General features: G+C 62.0%; 16 protein-coding genes and 1 pseudogene. 6 read left to right on the top strand and 11 right to left on the bottom strand.

Features of this window, described 5'->3' with window-relative positions; translation table 11 throughout:
* Positions 1-16: 16 nt before the first annotated feature.
* The 3 genes and pseudogenes from ACN9MY_RS09615 to ACN9MY_RS09625 form a co-directional block, all read right to left on the bottom strand.
* The gene (locus ACN9MY_RS09615) at positions 17-541 is read right to left on the bottom strand and encodes a TPM domain-containing protein (RefSeq protein ID WP_426337216.1); all 525 of its coding nucleotides are present in this window, start codon (positions 539-541) and stop codon (positions 17-19) included.
* 601 nt (positions 542-1142) lie between these two features.
* Positions 1143-1620: pseudogene (locus ACN9MY_RS09620) on the bottom strand (TPM domain-containing protein); the annotation flags it as partial.
* Positions 1621-1815: 195 nt separating this feature from the next.
* A complete protein-coding gene (locus ACN9MY_RS09625) occupies positions 1816-2409 on the bottom strand; it encodes a LemA family protein (RefSeq protein WP_426322005.1) in 594 nt (197 codons plus the stop codon).
* A 121-nt stretch (positions 2410-2530) separates the two neighbouring features.
* Here ACN9MY_RS09625 and pyrF point away from each other — a divergent pair, with 121 nt between their 5' ends.
* Positions 2531-3352, top strand: coding sequence for an orotidine-5'-phosphate decarboxylase (pyrF, locus tag ACN9MY_RS09630; RefSeq protein ID WP_426322007.1), 822 nt, complete (start codon positions 2531-2533; stop codon positions 3350-3352).
* Between the two features lie 79 nt (positions 3353-3431).
* On the opposite strand, the gene sbcB is transcribed toward pyrF, so the two are convergent.
* A complete protein-coding gene (gene sbcB, locus ACN9MY_RS09635; protein ID WP_426322009.1) occupies positions 3432-4877 on the bottom strand; it encodes an exodeoxyribonuclease I in 1446 nt (481 codons plus the stop codon).
* 50 nt (positions 4878-4927) lie between these two features.
* Here sbcB and ACN9MY_RS09640 point away from each other — a divergent pair, with 50 nt between their 5' ends.
* Positions 4928-5488, top strand: a complete 561-nt coding sequence (locus ACN9MY_RS09640) for a DUF5610 domain-containing protein (protein ID WP_426337217.1) — start codon at positions 4928-4930, stop codon at positions 5486-5488.
* Positions 5489-5552: 64 nt separating this feature from the next.
* On the opposite strand, the gene ACN9MY_RS09645 is transcribed toward ACN9MY_RS09640, so the two are convergent.
* Positions 5553-6524, bottom strand: a complete 972-nt coding sequence (locus tag ACN9MY_RS09645) for a diguanylate cyclase (protein WP_426337218.1) — start codon at positions 6522-6524, stop codon at positions 5553-5555.
* Between the two features lie 66 nt (positions 6525-6590).
* On the opposite strand from ACN9MY_RS09645, the gene ACN9MY_RS09650 reads away from it, so the two are divergent.
* The gene (locus ACN9MY_RS09650; protein ID WP_426170159.1) at positions 6591-7364 is read left to right on the top strand and encodes a helical backbone metal receptor; all 774 of its coding nucleotides are present in this window, start codon (positions 6591-6593) and stop codon (positions 7362-7364) included.
* 3 nt (positions 7365-7367) lie between these two features.
* On the opposite strand, the gene ACN9MY_RS09655 is transcribed toward ACN9MY_RS09650, so the two are convergent.
* The 4 genes from ACN9MY_RS09655 to ACN9MY_RS09670 all read right to left on the bottom strand — a co-directional run bounded on the left by ACN9MY_RS09655 (position 7368) and on the right by ACN9MY_RS09670 (position 10752).
* Positions 7368-7724, bottom strand: a complete 357-nt coding sequence (locus tag ACN9MY_RS09655) for an HPF/RaiA family ribosome-associated protein (RefSeq protein ID WP_426170162.1) — start codon at positions 7722-7724, stop codon at positions 7368-7370.
* Between the two features lie 54 nt (positions 7725-7778).
* Positions 7779-8423, bottom strand: a complete 645-nt coding sequence (locus ACN9MY_RS09660) for a DUF1345 domain-containing protein (RefSeq protein WP_426337219.1) — start codon at positions 8421-8423, stop codon at positions 7779-7781.
* 13 nt (positions 8424-8436) lie between these two features.
* Positions 8437-9660: an MFS transporter gene (locus ACN9MY_RS09665; RefSeq protein ID WP_426337220.1), complete on the bottom strand. Its 1224-nt coding sequence runs from the start codon at positions 9658-9660 to the stop codon at positions 8437-8439.
* A 66-nt stretch (positions 9661-9726) separates the two neighbouring features.
* Positions 9727-10752, bottom strand: coding sequence for a CDP-6-deoxy-delta-3,4-glucoseen reductase (locus ACN9MY_RS09670; RefSeq protein ID WP_426337221.1), 1026 nt, complete (start codon positions 10750-10752; stop codon positions 9727-9729).
* A gap of 12 nt (positions 10753-10764) precedes the next feature.
* Between ACN9MY_RS09670 and ACN9MY_RS09675 the strand changes: the two genes are divergently transcribed.
* The 3 genes from ACN9MY_RS09675 (at position 10765) to ACN9MY_RS09685 (ending at position 12375) form a co-directional block, all read left to right on the top strand.
* Positions 10765-11649 (top strand): SDR family oxidoreductase, encoded by an 885-nt coding sequence (locus tag ACN9MY_RS09675; protein WP_426337222.1) that lies wholly within the window; start codon positions 10765-10767, stop codon positions 11647-11649.
* A 45-nt stretch (positions 11650-11694) separates the two neighbouring features.
* On the top strand, positions 11695-11919 hold the full coding sequence (locus ACN9MY_RS09680) for a hypothetical protein (RefSeq protein WP_426170175.1): 225 nt from the start codon (positions 11695-11697) through the stop codon (positions 11917-11919).
* Between the two features lie 213 nt (positions 11920-12132).
* Complete coding sequence (locus ACN9MY_RS09685; protein WP_130315086.1) at positions 12133-12375, top strand: hypothetical protein; 243 nt, start codon at positions 12133-12135, stop codon at positions 12373-12375.
* Positions 12376-12453: 78 nt separating this feature from the next.
* Here the strand turns inward: ACN9MY_RS09685 and ACN9MY_RS09690 are convergent, their stop codons facing one another.
* Together ACN9MY_RS09690 and ACN9MY_RS09695 are read right to left on the bottom strand one after the other, a co-directional pair.
* A complete protein-coding gene (locus ACN9MY_RS09690) occupies positions 12454-13620 on the bottom strand; it encodes a glycine-rich domain-containing protein-like (RefSeq protein WP_426337223.1) in 1167 nt (388 codons plus the stop codon).
* A 335-nt stretch (positions 13621-13955) separates the two neighbouring features.
* The gene (locus ACN9MY_RS09695; protein WP_426337224.1) at positions 13956-15740 is read right to left on the bottom strand and encodes a CHASE domain-containing protein; all 1785 of its coding nucleotides are present in this window, start codon (positions 15738-15740) and stop codon (positions 13956-13958) included.
* Between the last annotated feature and the right edge of the window lie 97 nt (positions 15741-15837).

Below are 15837 nucleotides of genomic sequence, written 5' to 3' on the forward strand. Positions count from 1 at the left end.
GGTTAGGAAGCTTATTTTAGAGGATGACCGCGTCGTTGGGCAGTTGGTTGGGGCGTGCGCCGTCGGCGGGATAGTGGCGTGCCAACAGTGTGTTGAGCTGCTCCAGTGCCGAAAGAGTGGGGGCGTGGTAGTCGCCCTGGGCGAAGCCGGTGGTCATGGTGCGGCAGATGGTTTGCCATTCGGTGTCGGCAACCAGTCTGCCGACATGGCGGTCGGCCACGATATCCACTTCGCGCGCGGCGAGGTTGATGTAGATGAGGACTCCGCAGTTTTCCTCGGTATCCCAGACGCCGTATTGCGCGAACAGGGCGCGGGCGCGCTGGCGGTTGCTGACGTTGTTGAAGGCTGAAAGGGCGTCCAGGCCCGGTTCCACGATCAGGCGCACTTCGGCGCGATGGCGTTGTTCGCCTTGCGTGATGGCTTGTTCGATCACTTGCAGGGTGGCTGGTGGGAAGGCGCGCTTGCCCACGCTTGTGCCGCTAGTCATATGCCGCCAGGCGCGCTTGCAGCGGCCGAAGAAACTTGTCGCTTGGGTTGTCATCACCAGTCTCCCGAGGCGCCGCCGCCATCGAAGCTGCCACCGCCGCCGCTGAAGCCGCCGCCGAAGTCGCCGCCACCGCCCCAGCTTCCGCCGCCGCTACGGCTTGCCGCGGCACTCAGGGCATTGCCCAGCGCGGCGCCGATCAGCACGCCTGTTGCGTCCGAACCCCAGCCGCCGCGCCGCAGTCCCCGGCGCGAACCGCCGCGCATCATCGGCAGGATGACGAAAACGCCAAACAGCAGCAGGGGGAAGAGCCAGCCGGCCGACCAGCCGCCGCCTTCGCGCCCGCCACGTCCGCTATCGCCATCGCCCGCGTTGCGACGGCCGGCCTGGCCCGTGCCTTCATCCGGGCTGCCTGGTGACCGGGTCTCGCCAGCGCTGTCCGGAACTTTCGCGCCGCCGGTATCCGCTGCGCTGCGCGCCAAGCCCGATTCTCCGCTGCCTGGAATGCCGCCTGCCCCCGCTGCTGCCGCCATACCGGCCACGCCAGCGTTTCCAGCTGCAGCGCCGCCGGCCGCCGAGCTTTGCTGCGCGCCGCCCAGCGTAGCTCCTGGCGCTGACGCGGATACGGTGCGCTGTCCTCCCGGCGGAGCAGGGAAGTGCTCCTTATCAAGCAAGGTCGCGATCGAGCTCACGCCGGCCGCCAGCCCACCGTAAAAATCCCCTTGTCGAAAATGCGGCGCTATCACATCCTGCAGGACGCGCTTGGATTGGGCATCCGTCAGCGTCCCCTGGACCCCGCGGCCAGCCTCAATCCTCAGCCTGCGCAGCGAAGACGGATTATCCTTGGCCACTACCAGCAGCACACCATCATCAACGCCCTTGCGTCCCAGCTTCCACGCCTCTGCCACGCGAATGCTGTACTGCTCGATCGCCTCCGGCGCCGTGGACGACACCAGCAGGATGGCAATCTGGCTGCCCGTCTTGCGCTCATAATCGGCCAACACCCCATCGAGGGACGAGCGTTGCTGGGCGGTCAACATGCCCGCCTGGTCGGTAACGCGGGCCGCGTGCGCCGGCACGGCGACGAAGCCATCGGCCGCCTGTGCGCCGGTGACGACAAGCGCAAGCAGCGCCATGATCGCCAGCCCGATCACCACCCTCAGCCACGGCGAGCCAGGCAAGATGGTCCAGCGCCGCGCATGCTCCGCCAGCCCGCCAGTACGCCGCGCCAGGTCGCGATCGATGAGCGGATCGCTCAACCGATCCTCATCGCGGCTGGAAGCCTTGCCGCCGCCGCGGGTATGCCGAGGTGTAGTCGCCATTGCGACTCCTTACTTCTTGTTGAAGTCCACCGTGGGAGCAGTTGAAATGGATTTTTCGTTCTCGACGGTGAAGCTGGGCTTCACGTCGTAGCCGAACATCTTGGCCGTCAGGTTGGTCGGGAAGCGCCGTGCCAGGACGTTGAAGTCCTGCACCGAGGCGATATAGCGCTGGCGTGCCACGGTGATGCGGTTCTCCGTGCCTTCGAGCTGCGATTGAAGGTCGCGGAAACTGGCATCGGCCTTCAGTTCAGGGTATTTTTCTGCCACCACCATCAGCCGCGACAGGGCATTGGTCAACTCGCCCTGGGCCTGCTGGAATTTCTGCAGGGCCCCCGGATTATTCAGTACATCCGGCGTCACCTGCATACTGGTGGCCGAAGCACGGGCCCGGGTCACCGCCTCCAGCGTTTCGCGCTCGTGCGAGGCATAGCCCTTCACCGTGTTCACGAGGTTCGGGATCAGGTCGGCCCGCCGCTGGTACTGGTTGACCACCTCACCCCACTGGGCCTTGACCGCTTCGTCCTTGGCCTGGAACTCGTTGTAACCGCAGCCGGACAGCAAAACCGTTGCCAGCACACCCATTGCCAAAAATTTTCGCATCATTCGCTCCTTGGAACGTATTATCGAAATATACACGCAATCAGCCGGCGGCCATGTGCGGCAATGCACACACCCGGCCCGTTATAATGGTGGGTTTGCAACGCAAAGAATAAAGAGGCCCGCTGTGACATTTATCGAAAAATTATCCGCTGCCTGGGCAGCCAACGATTCCCTGCTGTGCGTTGGCCTGGACCCGGATATGGCGCGCCTGCCTGCGCAATTCCAGAACAATCCGCAAGGCATTGTCCAGTTCTGCACCGGGATCATCGACGCCACTGCCGACCTGGCATGTTCGTTCAAGCCGCAGATTGCCTATTTCGCGGCACTGGGGGCGGAAGGCCAGCTTGAAAAAATCTGCGCTTATGCCAAGGAAAACTATCCGCATATTCCGTTGATCCTGGACGCCAAGCGCGGCGACATCGGCGCCACCGCCAAGCAATATGCGCGCGAGGCGTTCGACCGCTATGGCGCGGATGCGGTGACCGTCAATCCGTACATGGGTTCCGACTCCGTTGAGCCTTACATGGAGTGGAGCGACCGTGGCGTGATCATCCTGTGCCGCACCTCGAATGCGGGCGGCTCGGACCTGCAGTTCCTGAAGGTGGACGGCAAGCCGCTGTACCAGCATGTGGCCAAGCTGGTGGCGGAGAAGTGGAATGCCAACGGCCAGTGTGCGCTGGTGGTGGGGGCGACCTTCCCGGAAGAACTGGCGCAGGTGCGCGGAATTGTGGGCGACATGCCGCTGCTGGTGCCGGGGATTGGCGCGCAGGGCGGAGATATTGAGGCGACCGTCAAGGCGGGCCGTACTTACAACGGTACCGGCATGATGATCAATTCGTCGCGTGCGATTTTGTATGCGGCGCCGCAAGGCGGGGAGGATTTCGCGGCCGCGGCACGCCGCGTAGCGCTGGAGACGCGCGACGCGATCAATGCACATCGCGCCTGAAACCGGCAAACCAATGTCAGACCCATAGGGTCTGACACTAGGTGTCTGACCCTGTGGGTCAGACAACGCCGTACCGGTTTCAGTAGCGCTCCGGCGCAATCATTTCAACGTATTCGTACAAAGCCCCCAGCACCTCCTGCCCCCGCTCATCGGTCTCCGCCCCAAGCCGATCCAGCTCCGAGAACAACTCATCGACTGTCCGCGCCCCGCCGGCACCTTCAAACAAGCGCGCCGCACGATGCTGTTCCCAATGCTCATGCTCTTCCTCGGACAAAGTCTGCGGGAAGTTACGCGCCCGGTAGCGGAAAAACAGTTCGCCCAACCGGTCATCCTGGAAATGCGGTGACGCCGACGCCAGCTTGGCCGGATGCTCGCGCCGCAAGGATTCCAGCAAGCGCTTGTCGCCATTGCTGACAAAGCCGCCATACAAATCCTCATCGACATCCGCCGGCTCGCCGACAGGGCGCCAGAACACCTGTTCCCAGATCGCCGACATATCCGGCCCTGCCGCAGCACGCGCAGCATGGGCACGCGCCGCCTCCAGGTCCAGTCCCCAGCGCTCGGCCAGTTCCGGCCGCAGCGTCTTCAGGTTCGACACCAGCATTGGCGACTTGTTCAGGTGGATGCTCTTGATCGGCAGGCGCGTCATCCCCTCCGGCATGGCGTCGGCGCGGGTAAACATGCGGATGCGGATCGTCTCCGCATCCAGCGCAAACAGCTCCTGCGGGTCATAAGTGCAATCCCACACCAGCAACTCGTTCTTGTTGGATGGATGCGGCGCCAGCGGCCACACCAGCGCAAGGCAGCCGCGCTCCGCCGGGAACATGCCCGACACGTGCAGGAAAGGCTGGCGCAACTCGCGCGCCAGGTGCAGCCCGATCTCCTCGGAGACGCGGTCCTTCTTGTGCAAGGCCAGGCAGAAATCGAACAGCTTCGGATGCTTCTGGCGGATCAGGCGGGCCAGGGCAATCGTCGCGCGCACGTCGGACAAGGCATCGTGCGCAGCCTCGTGCACCAGGCCATTGGCCTTGGTCAAATGCTCAAGCTTGAAGCTCGGTTTGCCGCTATCATTAAGGGGCCACTCAATACCTTCGGGGCGCAACGCATAGGTCATCCGCACCACATCCAGCAAATCCCAGCGCCCGCACTGGTTTTGCCACTCGCGAGCGTAGGGATCGATCAGGTTACGCCAGAACAAGAAGCGCGTCACTTCGTCGTCAAAGCGGATAGTGTTGTAGCCTACGCCTATGGTGCCAGGCTCCGAAAAAGCCTTCTCGACGGTTGCCGCGAATTTGTGCTCCGGCACGCCCTGTTGCAAAGCTTGCTGTGGGGTAATGCCGGTAATCAGGCAGGCGACCGGGTCAGGCAGGTAATCGTTGGCTGGTTGGCAGAACAACATGATCGGCTCGCCGATTTCGTTCAGCTCTGCGTCGGTACGGATTGCAGCAAACTGGGCTGGGCGATCGCGGCGTGGCACGGCGCCGAAAGTTTCGTAGTCATGCCACAGGAAGGTATGGTTACTCATGGTGCAAATGTTGGTTCTCGTTATCGAATGCTGAGGCAAGGAGGACTGCTGTGTCAAATACCATTTCCGTCAATACCCGTGCCACGCCCGCCGCCGCGAGCAGCGACACGGCCATTTCGGCGTCCACCCGCGCCAAGATGCAACTGAACGTGTCGATCCTGCAGGAATCGGCCTCGGTTTCGCTGAATTCCGAAAATGATCCGCTGGCGCTGGTCTACAAATCGGCAATCACCTCGATCAACGAGCAGCTTGAGTCTGATTTCGGGCCGGATGCGATCCAGGACGCCACCGGGCAGGACAACTCGCCGGAAGGCACGGCGGGGCGCATTGTATCGCTATCGACGGCCTTCTTCAGCGCTTTCCAGCAACAGCACTCCGAGCTGGAGGGGGATGACGCCCTGAATCGCTTCATGGACACGATCAAGGGCGGCATTGAAAAAGGCTTCAAGGAAGCCCGCGATATCCTGAAAGGCCTGAAGGTGCTGGGCGGCGACATTGCCTCCAACATCGACAAGACCTACGAGCTGGTGCAGAAAGGCCTGGATGCCTTTGCTTCGAATCAAAGGCAAGCTTCCTCCACCGACGAGTCCCAAAGCGGCAAGGTGGCGTAATAAAAGTCGGGGTCAGGTCTGGCAATCCGCCATTTTGGCGGATTGCCAGACCTGACCCCGACTTTTATTTTGCGACTTCAACGCGGTTGCGGCCGGAATCCTTGGCGCGGTAGAGGGCCGCATCGGCGGCGGCGATGAGGGCCGTTTCGTCCTGGCCGGGACCCAGTGCTGCGACGCCGAAGGAACTGGTGATGTGCGGCAGCGGCAGGCGCATGTCGCTGAAGACTATCGCGTCGCGCATGCGCTGGCACAGGCGGCCGGCCACGGCTTCGGCCACATGCACATTCGTCTCGGGCAGCACCACCATCATTTCTTCACCTCCGTAGCGAACCGCGAAGTCGGTTGGCCGCAAGGCGCCGGTGAGCACTTGCGCGGCAGCGCGCAGGGCTTCGTCGCCTTGCAGGTGGCCGTGGCTGTCGTTGAATTTCTTGAAGTGGTCGATGTCGAGCATGATCAGCGACAGCGGCTGGCCGGTGCCCTGGGCGCTGGCGACCAGTTGCGGCAGGAAGTCGTTCAGCCAGGCGCGGTTATACAGGCCGGTCAGGCCGTCCACCATCGAGAGCTGGCGATAGAACTCGCCAAGCTTTTGGCGCTTGCGCATCTGCGCGTTGGCGGCGCGGATACGGAAGGAAAGCAGGCGTAACAGATTGCGCGCTACGCCGTTGGCGGCGTCGATCAGTTCCCACGCCAGTTCCGATTCGATCACCAGCAGTTCGCTTTGCTCCAGCGCGGTAATCGCGGCCTGGTTGGCTTCTTCGTCGAGCACAGCCTGTTCGCCGACGCTCTCGCCGGGCAGGACTTTGCTGATGGTGCCGTCGGACATGCCGGTACTCATATCGGCCGCCACCGACAAGGCGCCGCGCAGTACGATGTACAGGCGGGCGCGCTGCGGGTCTGAGACCACTTCGCCTTGTTCGACCTGCACGATCGGGCAGTCCTTCAACAATGGTGCGATGCGCGGGCTGTCGGCGCCGCGGAATAGTTGCAAGGCCTGGATCTGGTAAGCGGAAGTGCCGAAGGTGCCAATCGGTTTCAAGATGAACTTTCTTACTGCGGTATCAACAGGTGTTAATGATAGCCTAAGTGTGGTTCAATATCGGCCATGACTTTTACCGACATCCTGGGCCAGCAACATGCGGCCGCTCCAAACGCGCGCATCGTTTCGCTGGTGCCTTCGATTACCGAGCTTCTTTGCGACCTGGGCCTGGCGCCGCAACTGGTGGGCCGAACGGGTTTCTGCATCCATCCGGCGGACGTGGTGCGTAATATCCCGAAGGTCGGCGGCACCAAGGACGTCAACATCGAAAAGATCCGCAAACTGGCGCCGACCCACCTGGTGGTGAACATCGACGAAAACGAAAAGCCTACCGTCGACAAGCTTGCGGAATTCGTGCCGAATATCGTGGTCACGCATCCGATCGAGCCGCGCGATAACCTGGCGCTGTTGCAGCTGATGGGAGGCGTGTTCTGTGCGCAGGAGCGCGCGGATGCCTGGTGCGGCGAGTTCGAACGCGAACTGGCGCTAATGCAAAAAGGCCGTCCGCAGCGCGTGCTGTACTGCATCTGGAAGGACCCGTGGATGACGGTCTCGCGCGATACCTATATCGCCCGCATGCTGGCGCTGATCGGCTGGTCGGTTCCCGAGATCGGCGACGTGCGCTATCCAAGCTTCCAATGGAGCGATGCGCTGGTGCATGACGTGGACCAGGTGCTGCTGTCGTCCGAGCCTTACCGCTTCACGGAAGAACACGTGGACGCACTGGAGCGCCAGATCGGCAAGCCGGTGCAGTTGGTCGATGGGGAAATGATGTCCTGGTACGGCAGCCGTGCCCTGCAAGGTATCCGATACCTGAAAGGCCTGGCCGCCGCGGGCTAGGAATTACTCTTCAGCCTCTTCGAAGTTGGGCTGGGACGTGTGGCGCTTGCCATCGTTCAGGCGGCCCAACGCGCTGTCGATGGCTCGTTGCAGCTTGTCTGCTGCGCCGTTGATGGATTGATGCAGGGTTGCGTCGTGGTCGGTGACGGCAATCGGCTGGTAGCCGTTGACGCGCGCCTCGATCATGCAGCGGATATCTCCGTCAGAGGACTTCTGTGCATTGCCTTCGCTGAGGTGGACGTCGACGCGTCCGATGTGCTCGCCGAACCGGTGGAGTGCAGTCTTGACCACTTCTTTCACATGGTCTTCCAGGCCTGCAGTACGTTCGATGGTTTTGTCGGTGTTCACACTGATTTGCATATGCTGCTCCCGTTTGTTAACCAAAACGTGTTGCCACGCGATTTCATCATACGCCTACATCAGCGAAGCCGCCATATTCACAAATAAACCCAGGATAAGAAGATTGAAGAAGAAGCTCAGCACAGACTGGCCCAGCACCAGTTTGCGCATGGCGGGTGCTTGCACCGACACGTCCGAAGTCTGCGCGGCGACGGCAATCGTGAAGGAGAAATACAGGAAATCCCAGTAATCGGGCTGGGTCTCGCCGCCAGGGAATGACAGGGGGCGCTGGCGCCCCTCGGCGTTGTAATAAAGGTGGGCGTAATGGAAGCAGAACAAGGTGCCGACCAGGAACCAGGAGCCTACCAGCGTCATCACCACAAAGGCGTAATGCAGCCCGCGTTCATTGGCGGGCATGTCGCGCAGGCTGGCCAGTTCGCTGCTGATGGCGATCATGCTGGCGACCGTGGCGATCACCAGGCTGGCCAGGATGGTTGCTGCGCGTTCATCCTGGCGTGCGGCGATGCGCTTCACCTCGCGGTGGTCGGCGCGCATCATCATCCAGCCAACTGTGAACAGGTACATCCAGACCGCGATGTCCCAGGCAGACAGCACGCGCACCAGCGGTTTCCAGTGCGAAGGCAGGAACACTCCTGCCAGTGCGCCGACCGCGATGGCGGCGCTCAGGTGCGGGCGGCTGCGAACGATGTGGTAGCGCATGCGGCCAATCTTACTACTTGTCGTGATGGGGGAAGCGGTCCATGCGCGACAGGACAGGGAAGCGCCAGGCCCAGATGCCCGTCACGGCCAGCGTGGCGACGCCGCCGAAGACCACGGCGCGCGTGAGTCCCAGCCAGCCGGCAGTGACGCCGGATTCGAATTCGCCGAGTTCGTTGGAAGCGCCAATGAACACTGCGTTCACGGCGCTGACCCGGCCACGGATTTCATCGGGCGTTTCGAACTGCACCAGCAAATGGCGGACGTAGACGCTGATCATGTCGCCGGCGCCCAGCAGCAACAGGCAGGCGAGGGCGAGCGTGAAGCTGGAGGTGGTGCCGAGGATTACGGTGCAAATGCCGTACACGGCGACGCCGCCGAACATCCAGATGCCGACGCGACGGGTAATCGGCCAGAAAGCCAGTGAAATCGAGCACAGTGCGGCGCCAGCACCGGGCGCGGTGCGCAGCAGGCCAAGGCCGGAGGGGCCGATGTGCAGCACATCGTGCGCCAGTGCCGGCAGCAGTGCCGTGACACCGCCAAACAGCACGGCGAACAGGTCGAGCGAAATTGCCCCCAGCATGATGGGGCGCGACCAGACGAAGCGCAATCCTTCCAGCACGCTGTGCCAGGTGGCCGGCTCCTTGCGCGTGGCCTGCGGGGCGGGACGGGTCAGGCACATCAGCACCACGGCCATCAGCAGCATGACGGAAGTGACGGCGTACACCGTGGCCGGGCCATACACGTAGAGCAGGCCGCCCAGCGTCGGGCCGAGAATCACGGCGACCTGGAAGGTCGAACTGTTCAGGGCCACCGCGCGGCTGAAGTCCTCGGTGGGGACCATGTTGACCAATACTGCCTGGCCGGCGGGGCTCGAGAAGGCGCGCGCGCTGCCGTACAATACCAGCACCGCAAAGATAGGCCAGACGGATTCGAAGCCGCTGTGCGTGTAGCCCAGCAGCGCCAGCCCGCACACCAGTTGCGCGCCGAGGCAGGTGGCAATGATGTTGCGGCGGTTGTAGCGGTCGGCGGCATGGCCGGCGTACAGGATCAGCAGCAGGAAAGGCGCGAATTGCGCCAGGCCGATCATGCCGAGGTAGTATAGGTTCTTGGTCTGTGCATAGACTTGCCAGCCGATGGCGACGTTCTGCATTTGAACGGCGATGGTGCCGAGCAGGCGGGCTGACAGGTAGAAGGCAAAGTTGCGGTGGCGGAGGACAGAGAAACCGTTGGATGACATACGTTTGCGTGCTTGGGGGAGCCGAAGGGCGCTGCGCGCCCCACGGCACGCAGCGCGGGGAAAGACTTAAGGTTGCTGGAGGTCTGCTTCGGAAGTGAAGGCGTCCGCGTAGAACTCATCTTCCGGCAGCTTGCAATCCTTGACGAAATCGCGCTTGGCCGATTCGACCACGATCGGGGCGCCGCAGGCGTAGACCTGGTAGCCCGACATGTCCGGCAGGTCGTCGATCACTGCCTGGTGGACGAAGCCGGTGCGGCCGCTCCAGTTTTCTTCCGGCAGTGCATCGGAAACCACCGGCACGTACTTGAAGTGGGGCAGTTCTTCCGCCCATTGGCGGCACAGCGCGTCCATGTACAGGTCTTGGGGGCGGCGGCCGCCCCAGTACAGCGTCATCGGGCGCTTGGAGCCGCTGGCGCGTTCGTGTTCGACAATGGCCTTGATCGGCGCGAAGCCGGTGCCCGAGGCCAGCAGCACCATCGGCTTGTCGGAATCGTCGCGCACGAAGAAGGTGCCCAGCGGGCCTTCGAAGCGCAGGATATCGCGCTCCTTCATGGTGCTGAACACCTGGTCGGTGAACAGGCCTCCCGGCATGTGGCGGATGTGCAAGGTGATCGCGCCGCCTTCCGGTGCGGTGGCAATCGAGTAGGCGCGGCGCTTGCCGTCGCGCAGCAGGAATTCGAGGTACTGGCCGGCCTTATACTGGAAGGTTTCGTTGGCGGGCAGCTGCAGCGTCAGCACCATCACGTCCGGCGCCATTTTCTCCAGAGCGTTGACGCGTGTCGGCATTTTCTTGATCGGGAATTCGCCGCTGCCGACCACTTCGCGCGCTTGCAGCACCAGGTCGGAATGCGGAATCGCACAGCAGAACAGGGACATGCCGGCTGCTTCTTCTTCCTCGCTCAGGGCGCGGCGCTGGTGCGCCTTGTGGCTGACGGAGCCGGACACCACCTTGCCCTTGCAGGAGCTGCAGGCGCCATTCTTGCAGCCGTAGGGCAGGCCGACACCGGCGCGCATGGCTGCGGCCAAAACGGTTTCATCGTCTTCGCAGGTGAATTGGTGGCCGCTAGGCTGAACAGTTATTTGGAAAGACATACAATCTTAAAAATGGAAATCAGTAAAAAATTCAACAAGCCGCGCCTGTTGGTCATCGGTTGCGGCGATGTGGGCATGCGTCTGCTGCCTTTGGTGCGCGCGCATTACCGTGTATTTGCCGTGACCAGCCAGCGCGAGCGTTTTGCCGAATTGCGTGCGGCGGGCGCCGTTCCCTTGCTAGCCAACCTGGACCAGCCCGAATCGCTGCGTCGCCTGGCCGGGCTGGCGCAACAGGTCGTGCACCTGGCTCCACCGCCGGGCGAGGGTGTGCTGGATCGGCGCACCCGCAATGTGACCGCCATTTTACCTGACCGGGCGCAAGTGGTTTATGTGAGCACCACCGGCGTGTACGGCGACCTGGGCGGGCGCTGGGCTGACGAAACCCAGACCGTTGCTCCTCGCAATACGCGGGCGCTGCGGCGGGTTGATGCGGAGCAGGTGCTGCGGGACTGGGCGTGCCGCGCGCAAGGGCGACTGGTAATCCTGCGCGTGCCGGGCATCTATGCTGCGGACCGTTTGCCAATCAAGCGCCTGGAGCAGGGAACGCCAGCGCTGCGTCCGGAAGATGACGTTTTCACCAACCATATCCACGCCGACGACCTGGCGCGTGTTGTTTTGGCGGCCTTGCGCAAAGGATTTTGTAACCGTGTGTATCACGCAGTGGATGACACGGAACTCAAAATGGGGGACTATTTCGACATGGTGGCCGATCATTTCGGCCTGCCGCGCCCTCCGCGCCTGGATCGGGCAGCACTGGCGCAGGCCGTGGCGCCAACCCTGTTGTCTTTCATGTCGGAATCGCGCAGGCTGGCGAACCGGCGCCTGAAAGAGGAGTTGCAGGTACGGCTGCAGTACCAGGATGTTGCAGCCGCCTTGAGATGCATCAAGCGCCCGTGATGCTGCCGGCGCTATCTTGTGCCAACGTCTGCCAAGGAGGGCGCCATGTATAGCCATCCCACCAAGGAACAAGTCCGTGCTTACCTGGCCCAGCGCGGCCACGCCCACCTGCCTCCGCCTTCACCCGAGGAAATCAGGCGCCGCCTTGACTGGCGTTCGGAGTACACTCCCATGCCGGCTGCCCTGATGTACCTTCCCCCCGCACTGGCCTGGATCACGTTTGCCTGGCTCTGCTTGCCGTTTACTTTAGCAATAAACGACCATCAGTAGTCTTTTTGTTAAACAAGATGAATTCCTAGCACAGCTTTGTGCGCTACAATCTATCAAAATCTCACGGCGTTAAGCGAACGGCAATAAATCGGTGTATGATACCGTCCGTGTGCCGAAAATTGCGTCAATAACGGCTTTTTCTGGCGCTCTTTGTCGAAAATTCCGCCAATAATTTTGTTGCGACCACGCAACACATTGAAAAAGTACCCAGTCATGAGCTCTCTGAAAGAAATTACTGCATCGTCGACCTACAATCCGAACCGCGTTCTGGACGCCATCATCGAAAAGCTGCAACTGAAAAATGACGCAGCCCTGTCCCGCGCGCTGGAAGTTGCTCCACCAGTGATCAGCAAGATCCGTCACAACACGCTGCCAATCGGCGCGACGATCCTGATCCGCATGCATGAAATCAGCGATTTCAGCATTCGCGAACTGCGCGAACTGATGGCGCACTGAGCTTTCGCCCGGATGTAAAAAAACGGCCGCACCTGCTTGGCAGGTGGCGGCCGTTTTCATTTGCGCGCTCGATCGGGCTCAGGCAGCTGCCAGGCGAGGACGGGCGGTGTAGAACAGCGATTGCGATGCGGCCTGGGCTTCGGCGCTGACGCGGCCGGAATAGGCGGTTTTCGCTTCGGCGGCGACACGGCCGGAGTAAGCGGTTTGCGCTTCAGCCGCCACGCGGCCTGAGTAGGCCGTCTTCGCTTCGGCTGCCACGCGGCCTGAGTAAGCGACTTGCGGCGCTGCCCCCGATGCGACGCGTCCGGAGTATGCCACTTGAGGCGAGGCTTCAGCTGCCACGCGGCCCGAGTAGGCCACCGCGACACGGCCGGAGTAGGCGACCTTCGGTGCAGCTTCGGCAGCGACACGGCCCGAGTAAGCCACTTGCGGCGCGGTTTCAGCAGCGACGCGGCCGGAGTAAGCGACCTTTGGCGCCGCTTCGGCGGCGACGCGTCCCGAATAGGCGACTTGCGGCGCGGCATTCGCGGCGACACGACCCGAGTAAGCCACTTGCGGCGCGGTTTCAGCAGCGACGCGGCCGGAGTACGCGACCTGCGGCGAAGCCTCGGCAGCGACACGGCCAGAATAGGCTACCTGCGGCGCGGCTTCAGCAGCCACACGGCCCGAATAGGCAACTTGCGGCGAAGCCTCGGCGGCGACGCGACCCGAGTAAGCGACTTGCGCGCCCGCTTCGGCAGCCACGCGGCCGGAGTAGGCCACCTGCTGGCCAGCTTCATCTGCCACGCGGCCCGAGTACGCAAGCTGGGCGCCATCCGCTGCAGCCTCGGTTGCGACACGGCCCGAATAAGCAACCGCGCTGCGGAAATAGTCTTCGCCGAAGGTTTCTTCATACAGCTCCTTCATGCGGTTGCCCACGCGTTCATGCGCCTCTTCATCGTCTTCGCCGCGCAGGCCGATGTACGGGAAGTGGTGCAGGTAGTAGCCGAACACATTTTCGCAGTCGATGAAATACTTCATCGTGTCGAGGATGTGGTAGTGCCAGAAGATGTCCACGTCCATCAGCGGAGCGGTCTGCTCGTTGGGGAACATTTTCATCAGGTACAGGAAGCGACGGTATTCGAATTCGATTGCGTTAACCTTTTCCAGCGACCAGCCTTCGCCAGATTCCACATGCATCAGTTTCACCTTGATAGGTTCGAGGTCCAGGTCGGCAATAGCCTTGAAGCTTTCAGCAGAAATCATGAGTGACATCCCTTTATGGTGAGCGAATTTAAGACTGACTGAAGAGAGAGAAGACGCCGTTCTAGGGGGCTGGTGTTGTACTGCCTGGCATCTGAGGCGTTCGGAGTTGGGAACGCGTGTTGATGTAGATCAACTAGCTCAAGTATAGACATGGCCCCCGCTAATGCAAGTAACAATTCAAGCGTGCGCGGATTAAACAACACAGGAATGCTACTTTCAAATCAATAGCTTATCGCATCGCCAAATGTTACAAATGCATTTTTGCTGAGCTAGGGAAAGGGAGTTTGATTTGGATCAACGACGTCAGGCAAAATCCTACCGAGTGGTAAAAATGCCTAAGCGCTGAGGCGCATATCGTCGGCCGGCGCCACGCGGTAGCCGACGGGGACAGCAATGCTGACCGCGGTGCCGCCGTGTGCAAGGCTGGTGATCGAGCAGTTCCCGCCAAGCAGGCTGATGCGCTCCTCGATGCCGACCAGGCCGAACGAGCCGGCCTTGTGCCGGCTGGCCGTATTGATGCCGATGCCGTTGTCGCTGATGGTCATGCGCAGCATGCCATGCGACTGGTGCAGTTCAACGCGCACCATCGTGGCCGATGCATGCTGGTGGATATTGCTGAGCGATTCCTGCAGCACGCGGAAGAAGGCGGTTGCGCAATGATCGTCGACGCCATGATCGGCCACCGCGTCTTCAGTGAATTCGCACTTGATGCCGGAGCGCAGGCGGAACTGCGCGATCTGCCATTCCACGGCAGCCGACAGTCCGAGGTCCAGCACATTTGGCCGCAAATCGTTGATGATCTGGCGCACGCTGCGGATGGTATTGTCGATCTGGTGCAGCGTGGCGCGCGCCCGCGCATGCAATCGCGGATGGGTTTTTTCAGTGCGCGTGGCGAGGATATCGGCTTCAATGCGCAGGGCCAGCAGGTTCTGGCCCAGGTCATCGTGGATCTCGCGCGCGATACGCTTGCGCTCTTCTTCCTTGATGTGGTCCGCGTGCGCGGCCAGGCGGCGCAGGCGATGGTGCGACAGCTGCAGGCGCGCCTGGCTGTCGCGCAACTCGCGCGTCATGGCGCGCGCCAGCTTGACGGCGCGGCGGCGCGAAGAGGCCAGCGTGATAAACAATGCATAAATCAACACGCTTGCACCGAAACCCATGCTGCCTGCCAGCGCGGGCAGGTATTGATCGAAAGTCGAATACAGTGCGCGCTTCGGCACGCTGAACTGGGCATGCCAGGTGCGGCCATGGAACTGTATCGGCAGCTCGGTGATGAAATGGCTGCTGTCCGCGCCAGGCATATTAGGCTGGCTGTCGAACAGCAGGGTGGCTGGCCTGCCGATGCTGCTGCTATCGCGCAAGACAACGCGCACGGTGCGCACCGGCATTTCACCGAGCGCCACATCGACCAGGCGCGGCACGCTGAAGCCCAGGCCTACCGACCCGATGCAGGCAAGGCGCCGTTCTGCGACCGTGGTGACCCGCATGCCGTTGCGGTAGATCGGGATGCGCATGGCCATGCCAACATGGCTTGGCGCGCTGCGCAAGGGGATGGGCTGGCCGGAGCTGCTCAAGGCGCCCTGGTCGCGCGCCGAGAACAGGGCGCCCGCGACGCCTGGCCGGGCCGCAATATCAAGCCCATAACGGTCGCCGAAGCCTTCGAGCGGTTCGATCAGCGTCAGCACCGCGTATTCGGGACGTTTTCCTTCAGGGTGGAGGCGGTAGGCGGGGTAGAGCTTGTCTGTGAGCTGGCGCTGGCGGGCTTCCGCTGCCGGACGATGCTCATCCGTGTAGTACTCGGCGAAGTTGATGTTGTCCATCGCCGGATAGTTGTGCTCCAGGTCCAGGCCCTGCACGTAGCGGTGGAAGGTCTCCCGCGTGACTTCGCCGCCGGCCTGGAAGTAGCTGGCCGCGGCACGCAAGACATCGGTATAGGCCTTGATGCTGGCGTTGATATTGAATTGCGTATTGCGGGCCTGGTTATGAAAGCGGGCACGCGCTTCGCTTTCGACGGAGCGGGTGGCAACCGTATTCAGCCCGAGGCCGACGCCCAGCGATAAAGCAACGCCCAGCCACCACAGGGGTTTGGACGGAGAAAACAGGCTGAGCTGTAGGCGGGTCATTGCGCGACTATAAGAATTCCCACCATTCAAGGTCAAGTTGCAAAAACGCCACTTTGATTGAAATCAAACTAACAATAAAAAACCGCCCGAAGGCGGC

It is taken from the genome of Pseudoduganella sp. R-31 (assembly GCF_049913235.1).
Lineage (GTDB): Bacteria > Pseudomonadota > Gammaproteobacteria > Burkholderiales > Burkholderiaceae_D > Rugamonas.

What these genes read in the sequence shown, in the direction of transcription:
- ACN9MY_RS09660 (WP_426337219.1), bottom strand. Translation starts at nt 8,423, where the DNA reads ATGCGCTACCACATCGTTCGCAGCCGCCCGCACCTGAGCGCCGCCATC.
- ACN9MY_RS09665 (WP_426337220.1), bottom strand. Translation starts at nt 9,660, where the DNA reads ATGTCATCCAACGGTTTCTCTGTCCTCCGCCACCGCAACTTTGCCTTC.
- ACN9MY_RS09690 (WP_426337223.1), bottom strand. Translation starts at nt 13,620, where the DNA reads ATGATTTCTGCTGAAAGCTTCAAGGCTATTGCCGACCTGGACCTCGAA.
- ACN9MY_RS09685 (WP_130315086.1), top strand. Translation starts at nt 12,133, where the DNA reads ATGAGCTCTCTGAAAGAAATTACTGCATCGTCGACCTACAATCCGAAC.
- ACN9MY_RS09625 (WP_426322005.1), bottom strand. Translation starts at nt 2,409, where the DNA reads ATGATGCGAAAATTTTTGGCAATGGGTGTGCTGGCAACGGTTTTGCTG.
- ACN9MY_RS09655 (WP_426170162.1), bottom strand. Translation starts at nt 7,724, where the DNA reads ATGCAAATCAGTGTGAACACCGACAAAACCATCGAACGTACTGCAGGC.
- ACN9MY_RS09695 (WP_426337224.1), bottom strand. Translation starts at nt 15,740, where the DNA reads ATGACCCGCCTACAGCTCAGCCTGTTTTCTCCGTCCAAACCCCTGTGG.
- ACN9MY_RS09680 (WP_426170175.1), top strand. Translation starts at nt 11,695, where the DNA reads ATGTATAGCCATCCCACCAAGGAACAAGTCCGTGCTTACCTGGCCCAG.
- sbcB (WP_426322009.1), bottom strand. Translation starts at nt 4,877, where the DNA reads ATGAGTAACCATACCTTCCTGTGGCATGACTACGAAACTTTCGGCGCC.
- ACN9MY_RS09650 (WP_426170159.1), top strand. Translation starts at nt 6,591, where the DNA reads ATGACTTTTACCGACATCCTGGGCCAGCAACATGCGGCCGCTCCAAAC.
- ACN9MY_RS09675 (WP_426337222.1), top strand. Translation starts at nt 10,765, where the DNA reads ATGGAAATCAGTAAAAAATTCAACAAGCCGCGCCTGTTGGTCATCGGT.
- ACN9MY_RS09670 (WP_426337221.1), bottom strand. Translation starts at nt 10,752, where the DNA reads ATGTCTTTCCAAATAACTGTTCAGCCTAGCGGCCACCAATTCACCTGC.
- ACN9MY_RS09615 (WP_426337216.1), bottom strand. Translation starts at nt 541, where the DNA reads ATGACAACCCAAGCGACAAGTTTCTTCGGCCGCTGCAAGCGCGCCTGG.